This is a genomic window from Mesobacillus sp. (assembly GCF_049588175.1).
Classification (GTDB): Bacteria; Bacillota; Bacilli; order Bacillales; family Cytobacillaceae; genus Mesobacillus.
The window spans coordinates 1-10,457 of the sequence record NZ_JBAVFI010000742.1 but is presented as its reverse complement, the minus strand read 5'-3'; the positions used below and the strand labels follow the sequence as shown (position 1 = coordinate 10,457).

Below are 10,457 nucleotides of genomic sequence, written 5' to 3'. Positions count from 1 at the left end.
CCTTAATCCTGTTTTGTTGACGGGATAGGATTTCATGCCCAGAGTCCATTGATTCGTCACTACACCGGATAATGGACTATGAATGCGATGATAGTGACTTGGACTAAGGTAAAAGACCATAAAGGTACCCTGCTCATACCTGGCCATCGATTCATCATTGCCCAGCATCTCTGAAATTGAATAAATCTTTCCTTTTACCTTAATTGTTCGGTCAGCCTCAATCTCTCCAATATCTTCTATTACTGCATCTACAGGGCTGACTACCGAGTCAGGATCCTCATCAATTTTCCTTGCCCCTTCCTTAAGATTTCTGATGAAGAAATCGTGCAGGCTTGGATACTCATTAATAGGTTTTTCCATTTCGTCCTGGTTAATTTTATAAGTCTTTGCAAATGAAGAAACAATCCGTTTGCTGCTTGGTGATTTTGCAAACCTCTGCAAAATATCAGAGGACCACTTTCCGTTTGTCAATTCGATGAGCAAGCGATAAATACTTTGAATCAATGATAATACCTCCGATTTATTAAAAGTATCTTTACGAAAAAGCATAATCGGCTTAGAATTATATATTATTATATAATAACCCAAGGTGCTAGTTCTCTTTACATGAGCCACTTTTCGTTAAGGCATTTTCGCAAGGTTTGCAGTTATCCGGAAATAGATGAACCCTGACTTTTTTCAAGACTTCGGGCATCTTTTGGGAGATAACGATATTTAAACATGCCTTCTAGCTATAAAAGCAACAAAATTATCGAAAAGATCCTTAACTGTGCGGCTCTTCAACAAGAATGATCGGTGCTGAATTTTCAGTTTCAGGTCCTTGATAAGGGAGTCTAACATCAATGCAGGAAAAGAGTATGAACTTTTACACAAATAAGATTTATGCCTGCAATGTTGGGAAAATAGTCTTCCTTAGAGGAGTGAAATGCATGTTTTTACAAGATGTATTGGACTTAACGGTCAAGAAATTAAAATCCCAGACTGCCAATGTTCTGACGCTGGCCAATCTTTCCTTAGGCGGTTTTGCGATCATTGTTGGCATCAATGGCAACTTGGATCTAAGTCTCTTGCTTATCTTCATCGCTGCGCTGGCAGACCGTTTTGACGGAATGGTTGCCAGAAAGCTGAATATTGAATCCGAATTGGGGAAGCAATTGGATTCCATGAGTGATATTATATCATTTGGCGTAGCACCTGCACTATTAATATATCAAGGGATTTTATCTGACTACGGAGCACCAGGCTCATTTTTTATCGTTTTTTACATCGGCTGCGGGGCATTCCGCCTGGCGAGGTTCAACATTTCTGAAAATAATGGTTATTTCACAGGACTGCCAATCACAGCTGCAGGCGTCCTTGCTACCTTAAGTTTTCTTGCCATTCCATTTGTGCCTTCACAAACCTTTATATTTATCATGATGATTCTCAGCTTTTTAATGGTTAGTCCTTTTAAGCTGAAAAAAGTATAAAAAACCCAGCCTCAGTAAGGCTGGGTTTTTGCTTGGAGCTATCTATTCTACCAATTTCAGCTCACAGCTTCTTTTAGGGCACGAAGATTCTACGATTCCTTTTCGAAGACTAAGAAGCATCAATATACCTACTCAGTTAAAGCCAGAAATTCTTCAACATCCTCTACACACATGCGTACTGCCTTCTCCCAGAAGTCCTTTTTCGTTAAATCGACATTTAAATGTTTTTGTGCCAGTTCTTCCACTGGCATTGAGGCTGAATCCTTCAGCAGGGCGATGTATTTCTCTTCATAACCCCGGCCTTCTTCCTGGGCCATCGCATAAATGCCGAGTGAAAATAAATAACCGAATGTATATGGGAAGTTATAGAACGGAACTCCGGTAATGTAAAAGTGGAGCTTGGAGGCCCAGAATAGCGGATGATATTCTTCAAGCGCTCCTCCGTATGCTTCTGTCTGTGCATCCTTCATCAACTCATTGAGTCGCTCTGCATTAACTACACCTTGCTTTCTTTCTTCATAAAATCTTGTTTCAAATAAGAACCTTGCATGAATATTCATGAGCAGTGCTACCGAACGCTGGATTTTATCCTCTAATAGACTAATTTTCTCTTCTTTTGATGTTGAGTTTTTTAGAGAAGCGTCCGAAACGATCATCTCAGCAAATGTTGATGCTGTTTCAGCAACATTCATTGCATAGTTGCGGTTCAATAAGTGAAGGTCCCTCATAGCGTAGGTATGGAATCCATGACCTAGCTCATGTGCAAGTGTCGATACATTCGATGGAGTACCAGAGTATGTCATGAAAATTCGGGACTGGCTGCTTTCAGGGAAGAACGTATGGAATCCGCCCGGCGCTTTTCCAGGACGGTCCTCTGCTTCAATCCAATTGTTCTCAAAAGCCATTTTTGCGAAGTCAGCCATTTCCTTGCCAAACTGGGCAAAATTATCAACGATAAAGTCTGCCCCTTCCTGATAGGACAATTTCGACTCCGTGCTTCCAATCGGGGCATCAAGGTCGTACCAGCTTAACTTTTCCAGACCCAGAAGCTTCGCTTTCCGATTAAGGAACTGTACAAATGGCACTTTATGATCTGAAATAACTTCCCACATTGCATTCAGTGTTTCTTTTTGCATCCTGTTAATATCAAGAGGTTCTTTTAACACATCATCCCAGCCCCGAAGCTTATACACATTCAATCTAAAGCCCGCCAGATGGTTCAAGTTTTTAGAAAAGAAATCTTCCTTCTCTCCCCAGGCATTTTCCCACTCTGTGAAAATTCCCTTCCTGACAGAACGGTCTGTATCAGATAGCTTATTAGCAGCCTGACCAACTGATAAATCCCCATCTTTATATTTAATTTTTGTGTTGCTTACAAGCAAGTCGTACAGCTGCCCCCATCCATGGTAGCCATCTACACTTAGAGCATTAATAGCGGATTCTTCTTCTCCGGAGAGCTTTTCGGCAGCACGCTCACGACGTTCAGTCAATACAAAGCTTAACTCATTTAAGAGGCCTGATTTTACAAGTTCTTCCCAAACCTCTGGAGAAAAACCAGCAAGCTTTTGGTCAAAAGCAGTCAGTGCGTTCTGGAGTGATGCGCTTAGTTCAGTCACAGTTGCCCTTAATTGGTTCGCTTTTTTATCTTGAGTATTCTGTGCCTGTAAACAGCTTACGAATGCTCCAGCCTGTCTGACCTTTCTGGCAGCACCATCAAACATCTCGACAAGGCTTGTCAGTCGCGCGCTCTCATCTTGATGCTCACTTGGCTGCCACTTCTCCACTTCTTTCTTAAATCCAGCTATTTCTTCAGCTGCAGCCGTCATATGGGCTGCGAATTCAGCTGAATTGCTTCCTCCTTCGAAGAAAACATCTAAATCCCAAACCTCTGAATATGTATTTGCCATCAAAATTTCCCCCTTTATTTCTATTGTTTTATTATAATGTTATTTTTCTAAAATTTCTATTTTTTCACAAGATTAGTGTATCACGGTTGGTCAAGCAACAAAAACAAGGCTTAGCCTGAAACGGCATAAGCCTTGTTTGTTTATTATGAACAAAAATACCACCAGCCGCCGAAGATGAGGACGATAACTAACAGGATGATAAATAGGGCAAACCATGCACCATTACCGCCGTAGTAACCAGGATAGCCTCCATATGGCACTGGATATGACCCAGAACAACAGTATCCGTATGGCATACTTTCACACTCCTTTTCTGTATCCTATTATCAACATATGGGATGCTGTCCATATTGGTTTGGGCACTTCCAATATTTCTTCTAGCAGTTTTCAAAAGGTTCATTTCTAACTATGATATGAAAAATAATGCACAATTTCTTCATACTTATCATGTAAAATTGACTCAATCACTTTTTAGCAAGGAGTCATGTTAATGGAGACCATTCTTCTCGTTGATGATGAAACACGGATGCTTGACCTGCTCTCGCTGTACCTTACTCCACTTGGATATAAGTGCGTCAAACATACTTCTGCCCTGGATGCAATAAGTTACCTTGATGAAAATCATGCTGATATCATCCTGCTCGATGTCATGATGCCAGAGATGGATGGCTGGGAGGCGTGCAGGGAAATCCGCAAGCATTGGGATATTCCAGTTATAATGCTAACAGCAAGGAGCGAAAAGCCCGATATCGTAAAGGGGCTGAAAATCGGTGCGGATGATTATGTAACAAAGCCATTTGATGAAGATGAGCTGATTGCTAGGATTGAAGCCGTGCTCCGGAGGAACTCAGGAAAAAGTCCAATTCTCAGTTTCAAAGGCTTGAATCTGAACATGGATTCTTACGATCTGCAGTATAATGGGATTTCCATTCCCCTGACTCCGAAGGAATTTTCCCTTCTTAATCTTTTTTTACAGAATCGGAATAAGGTGTTTACAAGAGAACATTTAATTTCAAATATATGGGGATATGGTGTTGCTACTGAAGACCGGACAATTGATTCACATGTGCGAAATTTAAGGGAAAAGCTGCGGAAAGCCGGATTTAGCGCAGATGATTATTTGATCACCGTATGGGGCGTAGGTTATAAATGGCTTGAAAAAGCAGATAGTTAGTTTAAAAAGGTTTCATTCATATTTCTCCGGATAAAAAGACATAATAGTGACGTTAAGTTAGACAGGAGGAATATAAATGGAAAATCTATATGAAAAACTAGGTGGACAGGATGCAATCACTAAAGTGGTAGATGTTTTCTACGAAAAGGTCTTGGCTGACGAAACGGTTAACCAATTCTTTAGAGATACAGACATGGACAAACAGCGCCGTCACCAATCTCTATTTATTAGCTGGGCATTAGGCGGACCCAATCAGTATTCAGGAAGAAGCATGGAGCTGGCACATAAAGGAATGAACCTTAATGATGAACATTTTGGTGCGATTGCCAATCATCTGGCTGCAAGCCTGAGGGAGTTCAACGTATCTGATCAGGATATTAATGTAGTATTAGACAAGCTGACTACGATGAAAAATGATATCCTGTATAAATAGAAAACTTGATAGCCATACCAAACAAAAGGAGAGGTTATTCCTCTCCTTTTCTCCTTGCAGATAAAAATTTACTTCAATAATGCATTATTTGTTCAATTCTTTTGGCAGATTCTGAAGGAATGTAAGCATTAGAGTCAAGCCTTCTCTTGTGTCTTTTTGTGTCACTGCCTTCATCATCTGCATTGAGGACATAGGCGCTTTTCCTCTTGTGTCTTCTTGAGCATTATGGAATGCAGTAACCATACCTTCGACAAGGTCAATTGCGCCAAGCTGTACGAATGTATCTGCAAGTTCCACGCCTTTAATCGCCTTCTCAACCATGTCTGTAACCATCGGTCCAGTCATGGCACCTTTCATCGCTGCAGCCATGTCAGCAAGCTGAATCAATGACTTCAGCACTCCTGTTTCTTCCATGCGCTTTACTTCCATTAATGTACGCTCAAGATTTTCAGCTACTTCTGGTAATGTTCTCAAAAGAGAAAGAGTTTCCGGCTGAAGAAGATCATCAGCCATCTCAACCATCTTCACGCCCGTTTCAGCGATCGTGGAAACCATTTCACCTGTAACTGCGTTCAGTGCTGCATCTGTAAAGCCTACGAGTTTATGTGGTGCATTTTTGTGTGCTTGAGGTGTTTCTGTAGCCATATTAATCACCCCTTCTATAAAATCCCTCTGGCATTTAACCAGTATAGCTCGTTATAAACGGCTTTGAACCAGTGCAGCAAATCAGAGGTAGCTGCTGGCTGCGGTGGGTTATTGTAATCAAAGGTAATCATGCTGGCATCCTCAAGGCTGTTTTCAAGGAAACACGCTACCTTACCGTTGTATACAGCTGTCTCTGGACGTCCGCTAAGCCGGCTCAAAATGTTTGCAACAAGAGATTCTGATTGATAATGCGCTGTCGACCCTGCCTTGCTGATCGGAAGATTAGTTGCATCCCCAATAACATAAACATCATCCTGCCCAAGCATCTTCAATGTTGTGCGGTTTGTTGGAATAAATCCGGATTCATCACCAATACCTGACTCGATTACCGCTTTTGCTCCAGTATGGGCCGGGATCGTGATAAGCATGTCATATTCATGTTCCTCGCCATCCATCGTGATGGCAACTTTCCGCTTCGGATCCACTTCTTCAAGGTTGAAGAATGTTTCGTATTTTATATCTCTCTTGTCAAATTCAGGCTGAGCCCATTCAGCTACTGGCACTAAAGAATGGATTCGGCCGATTGGATAGGCATATTTAATCTCAATATCTTTGCGTCTGCCATTCTTTCGGTAATAGTCATCGAGCATCAACGCAAGTTCAAGCGGCGCAGCGGGACATTTGTGAGGAACATCAATGGTGATGAGTATTTTCCCCTTTTCCATTGCAGCAAGGTCATCTCGGAGACGTTCAGCACCTTCTAGCGTATAGAAGTTATGAGCTCCTTCCCTTAAACCTGGAACACTGTCAAAGTCCGGATGCGATCCAGTTGCGATTACCAAATAATCATATTGATACTGCTTCTTTCCTGACTTAACAACCTTGTTCTCAGTATCTATTTTTTCAACATCATCATAAACAAGATTTACATTCCTGTGTACAAGAGTCTCCTGTTTTCTGATGAAATGCTCGGATGGTTTTTCATTGAAAGCAATAAACAAGTAACCTGGCTGGTAAATGTGCTTTTCTGTATTTGAAATCAGTGTGATTTCTACTGCACTTTTTTTCACATCTTCTCCAAGCTGGCGGGCAAGCCTGTTAGCAACCATAGTACCCGCACTGCCTGCTCCTAGAACCACAATTCTCTTTGTCATTTGATTCACACCTTTTTAATGAAGTCGTTGAGGCAGGCTGTTTTTCATATCCGGCTATTAAAGAGCCACATGATCAGAGCCTATCTGTAAAATTATTTCGCTTTTCTTACTGCGATTCTAAATTCATCGCCTTCATTTTCTGAGTAAGCAATTTCGTGGCCCATCTTGTTAACCCACTCAGGGATATCAACTGCTGAACCTTTATCGGTAGAGATTACTTCAACTACATCTCCTACCTGCGCTTTCTTTATCCCCTTTACTAATTCCATTAATGGACCAGGGCAATATGCTCCTCTAGCATCGATAGATTTAGTTACAATAACATCACTCATGATTTTTTCCTCCTGGATAGTTGAGATTTATGATAAAATAATAAAAGATTTTTTATTTTCGCATGAAGGGGAAAAGGATGATAGGCCTGCACGCCATATCGCTTTTTCCTGCTTCACCAGCTTACATCGTAATAACTGTAGCTCCCTGAGTCATTCCCAGGAATTTGGTTACCCCAATCACTCCATCAAACACATCGACCATGTCTTCTTCTTTCCAATCCATAATATCCATTGCAAGCGCACAGCCATAAATGTTGAGTTCTCCCATGTCTTTTCCTTCCTGCAAAAGTGCATCAAACAATGGGATTTTCTTTGCGAGCATTTCCTTACCAATCGTTCCAGTAATGAAATCATTATTTTCAAAGCTGTCTTTTCGGAAAGATTTCAAAGCATTCATTGTGACAAAAACGTTCACAGTCATCCCTGACATTGAAGCAACTGATCCTACAAGTGCTCCAGCGTGAAGCTTTTCAAGATCTTCAGATAATAAAATAACCGCTAAAGATGGGGCTTGCTGTTCCATAATTTATTTCCTCCTAAGAGATCGTATATTTACCTTACACACTAATTATACCTATACCCCTATTGATATGTCTGTTTCTGTTATGTGAACGTTTTTCATCTAAAAAGTGACAAAACAAGCCTTAGACAGAGATAACTATTGCTTTTCTCGATAACATTTATGGTTTAAATTTCCAAAATAAATTATTTGGTCGGACAGACACAATCTTGCCCGTCTTCTCATAGGAATTTAGTATAGGCGAAAGCCTTAATAAGCGGGGGTGGAAACATGTCTGGCATTCTAACAGCGCTCGGCTATCTAGTTAAAGAAGTTATTCTTCTTGTTTCATATGTTAAAAACAATGCATTTCCTCAACCGTTATCTGCAAGTGACGAACGAAAGTATTTAAGGTTGATGGCAAATGGTGATCCACACGCACGTAATATGCTGATTGAGCACAATCTCAGGCTAGTCGCTCATATTGTTAAAAAATTTGAAAATACTGGCGAAGATTCAGAGGATTTAATTTCAATAGGAACAATCGGACTAATCAAGGCCATAGAAAGTTATTCTGAAGGGAAAGGCACAAAACTGGCAACCTATGCAGCGCGGTGTATCGAAAATGAGATATTAATGCATTTGCGCGCCTTAAAAAAGACTAAGAAGGATGTTTCCTTGCATGATCCGATCGGTCAAGACAAGGAAGGGAATGAAATTTCATTGATTGATGTCCTGAAGTCTGAATCTGAGGATGTAATTGACACCATTCAGTTGAATATGGAACTTGAAAAAGTAAAGGAATATATCGATGTCCTCGATGAGCGTGAAAAAGAGGTAATCGTTGGCCGATTCGGCCTTGATTTAAAAAAGGAAAAAACACAGCGGGAAATAGCCAAAGAATTGGGGATATCCAGAAGTTATGTATCACGGATTGAAAAAAGAGCATTGATGAAAATGTTTCATGAATTTTACCGGGCTGAGAAAGAAAAGAAAAAGAATAAAGGACAGTAGCAGTTTGAACGGAACATTGACTCCGTTCTTTTCTGCCTTTGGAAACTCCATTAAATAATTCAACCTAACTGCAGGCAGTTCCATCTTCTAATATAAAAGAGCATCAGCCGCACTGGCTGATGCTCTTTTCTCCACTTATTCCACAGTGACTTCTGCCGCTACGATCAAACCAACAGCGCCGCAGATAACCAATCCCATGACGATTAAGAACATGCTCCACACCCCTTTATGCTTCTCCCATGTTTACTCCAAATTTAACATATAAATACGGTGTATAAAGGGTCTGGATGTGAACAATTTGTTACTAATCATTGGATTTCTTTTTCTTAAAAATAAGCGTTAACAGCAATATATGCAATGACATAAGATTTCCTCCCAACTCAGGTTGTTAGGTGGTATCTTTCTCCACCCATAAGCTAGCCAGTCTTCTTTGAATTATATAAATCATCTTCTCTCCACCTTTCTTAGTTTATTATTTCAAATGAATTAAAACGGTCGGATCATTGCCTGGCGGCTTCTGTTTTCTTCAATCATTTTTTCAATCATTTCATTATGGCGAATTTCTTCCATAGACATTTTACGTTTGTTGATCGTTATCGTAAAAAACAAGATATTTAGAGTCATTATTTAGTCACTTCCTTTAAAACGGGCGCATCATTGCTTGCCGGCTTTTGTTTTCTTCCATCATTTTTTCAACCATCTCATTATGGCGAATTTCTTCTAAACTTATTTTGCGTTTGTTAATCGTAATCGTGAAAAATAAGACATTTAGGGTCATTATTTACTCACCTCCTTTAAAACGGGCGCATCATTGCCTGTCGGCTTCTGTTTTCTTCCATCATTTTTTCAACCATTTCGTTATGGTGAATTTCTTCTAAACTCATTTTGCGTTTGTTAATCGTAATCGTGAAAAATAAGATACTTAGGGTCATGATCTAGTCACCTCTTTCTAATGTCGAGTTCCAGTGTCAAGCCGCTTTGACTTCTAAGCGCACCACAAAAAGCCGCAAGGAAGTATCCCCCTGCGGCGTAAATAGGCATAGAAAAGCCGCAGGGCACGATTCTCCCTGCGGCATGGATGTATTAGTTGTTAAAAACAGCTTAAATAATCCAGTCCGATCCGGTCGAATGTGTATTACTGTATGAAGTTTTTGAGATTTTCAAATATCCAATCATGATCATATCACTCGACCTCCTTCAAGATTATTTCGCTTACATTGGTAAGTATATCCACTTACTAATGATTTGTAAACCTTTTCTGTGGTCTTTTTTTCCAAAAAGTATTCGCCAAAAATCGTCAATGTGCAAAAATAGCCAAAATAAAAAACGCCCAAAAAATGGACGTTTACTTTTTCATTAACATTTCTTGGCCTTCTTCTGATTCAATCAACTGGCTTCGGCATTTTTTTGCGATTGCAAAGAATATGATAGAGCCAGCAAGAAATACCATGGAAGCTCCTGTTGCTATATAAATATCTGTCATGACTTTTGTTTCTGACGGAATAATAGTACCTAAATAAAAAAACACGCCGACTGTCAATAGGACTGTAGCGAACTGTTTATAATCAACCATTTTTTCATAGATGTGCTTAATGTTCATTTCCATCACCTGCATAATTTGTCTTAACCACAACCCTACTTTAACATATTTAAACCATTATTCAGTATGTAAATTTTGGAAGATGGATCATCCCGAATATTAATGGAATGTTCTCGTATAAAAAAGTCCCTTATTTTAAAAGGGACTCAGCTTGTCGCCAAAGATATAGACCACAGACAAGTTATTGAAACCCTGTTGATTGGAGTGGAAGGCGCGTAGACTCCTGCGGG

General features: G+C 40.1%; 15 protein-coding genes. 4 read left to right on the top strand and 11 right to left on the bottom strand.

Annotation, left to right across the window (positions count from 1 at the left end; all coding sequences use genetic code 11):
* On the bottom strand, positions 1-504 hold a 504-nt coding region (gene asd / locus WB217_RS18075; protein ID WP_423994693.1), incomplete at its 3' end, for an archaetidylserine decarboxylase.
* A 425-nt stretch (positions 505-929) separates the two neighbouring features.
* Between asd and pssA the strand changes: the two genes are divergently transcribed.
* Positions 930-1,469 (top strand): CDP-diacylglycerol--serine O-phosphatidyltransferase, encoded by a 540-nt coding sequence (gene pssA / locus WB217_RS18070; RefSeq protein WP_423994691.1) that lies wholly within the window; start codon positions 930-932, stop codon positions 1,467-1,469.
* A gap of 128 nt (positions 1,470-1,597) precedes the next feature.
* Here the strand turns inward: pssA and WB217_RS18065 are convergent, their stop codons facing one another.
* Positions 1,598-3,376: a M3 family oligoendopeptidase gene (locus tag WB217_RS18065; protein ID WP_423994690.1), complete on the bottom strand. Its 1,779-nt coding sequence runs from the start codon at positions 3,374-3,376 to the stop codon at positions 1,598-1,600.
* A 143-nt stretch (positions 3,377-3,519) separates the two neighbouring features.
* On the bottom strand, positions 3,520-3,672 hold the full coding sequence (locus WB217_RS18060) for a hypothetical protein (RefSeq protein ID WP_423994688.1): 153 nt from the start codon (positions 3,670-3,672) through the stop codon (positions 3,520-3,522).
* A 194-nt stretch (positions 3,673-3,866) separates the two neighbouring features.
* On the opposite strand from WB217_RS18060, the gene WB217_RS18055 reads away from it, so the two are divergent.
* A complete protein-coding gene (locus WB217_RS18055) occupies positions 3,867-4,550 on the top strand; it encodes a response regulator transcription factor (protein WP_423994687.1) in 684 nt (227 codons plus the stop codon).
* 76 nt (positions 4,551-4,626) lie between these two features.
* Entirely contained in the window at positions 4,627-4,983 is a 357-nt protein-coding gene (locus tag WB217_RS18050; RefSeq protein WP_423994686.1) for a group I truncated hemoglobin, read from the top strand.
* Positions 4,984-5,067: 84 nt separating this feature from the next.
* Here the strand turns inward: WB217_RS18050 and WB217_RS18045 are convergent, their stop codons facing one another.
* From WB217_RS18045 to WB217_RS18030, 4 genes are all read right to left on the bottom strand, one after another.
* Positions 5,068-5,628 (bottom strand): hypothetical protein, encoded by a 561-nt coding sequence (locus WB217_RS18045; RefSeq protein ID WP_423994685.1) that lies wholly within the window; start codon positions 5,626-5,628, stop codon positions 5,068-5,070.
* Between the two features lie 14 nt (positions 5,629-5,642).
* On the bottom strand, positions 5,643-6,782 hold the full coding sequence (locus WB217_RS18040; protein WP_423994684.1) for an NAD(P)/FAD-dependent oxidoreductase: 1,140 nt from the start codon (positions 6,780-6,782) through the stop codon (positions 5,643-5,645).
* Positions 6,783-6,874: 92 nt separating this feature from the next.
* Positions 6,875-7,114, bottom strand: coding sequence for a sulfurtransferase TusA family protein (locus WB217_RS18035; protein ID WP_423994683.1), 240 nt, complete (start codon positions 7,112-7,114; stop codon positions 6,875-6,877).
* Positions 7,115-7,235: 121 nt separating this feature from the next.
* Positions 7,236-7,637 (bottom strand): DsrE/DsrF/DrsH-like family protein, encoded by a 402-nt coding sequence (locus WB217_RS18030; RefSeq protein ID WP_423994681.1) that lies wholly within the window; start codon positions 7,635-7,637, stop codon positions 7,236-7,238.
* Positions 7,638-7,904: 267 nt separating this feature from the next.
* Between WB217_RS18030 and sigK the strand changes: the two genes are divergently transcribed.
* Entirely contained in the window at positions 7,905-8,627 is a 723-nt protein-coding gene (gene sigK, locus WB217_RS18025; RefSeq protein WP_207500089.1) for an RNA polymerase sporulation sigma factor SigK, read from the top strand.
* Between the two features lie 486 nt (positions 8,628-9,113).
* Here the strand turns inward: sigK and WB217_RS18020 are convergent, their stop codons facing one another.
* From WB217_RS18020 to WB217_RS18005, 4 genes are all read right to left on the bottom strand, one after another.
* Positions 9,114-9,251: a YrzI family small protein gene (locus WB217_RS18020; protein ID WP_423994680.1), complete on the bottom strand. Its 138-nt coding sequence runs from the start codon at positions 9,249-9,251 to the stop codon at positions 9,114-9,116.
* Between the two features lie 16 nt (positions 9,252-9,267).
* Entirely contained in the window at positions 9,268-9,405 is a 138-nt protein-coding gene (locus WB217_RS18015; protein ID WP_423994679.1) for a YrzI family small protein, read from the bottom strand.
* 16 nt (positions 9,406-9,421) lie between these two features.
* Positions 9,422-9,559 (bottom strand): YrzI family small protein, encoded by a 138-nt coding sequence (locus WB217_RS18010; protein ID WP_423994678.1) that lies wholly within the window; start codon positions 9,557-9,559, stop codon positions 9,422-9,424.
* Positions 9,560-9,972: 413 nt separating this feature from the next.
* Positions 9,973-10,227: a YrhC family protein gene (locus WB217_RS18005; RefSeq protein WP_423994677.1), complete on the bottom strand. Its 255-nt coding sequence runs from the start codon at positions 10,225-10,227 to the stop codon at positions 9,973-9,975.
* Positions 10,228-10,457: the final 230 nt, after the last annotated feature.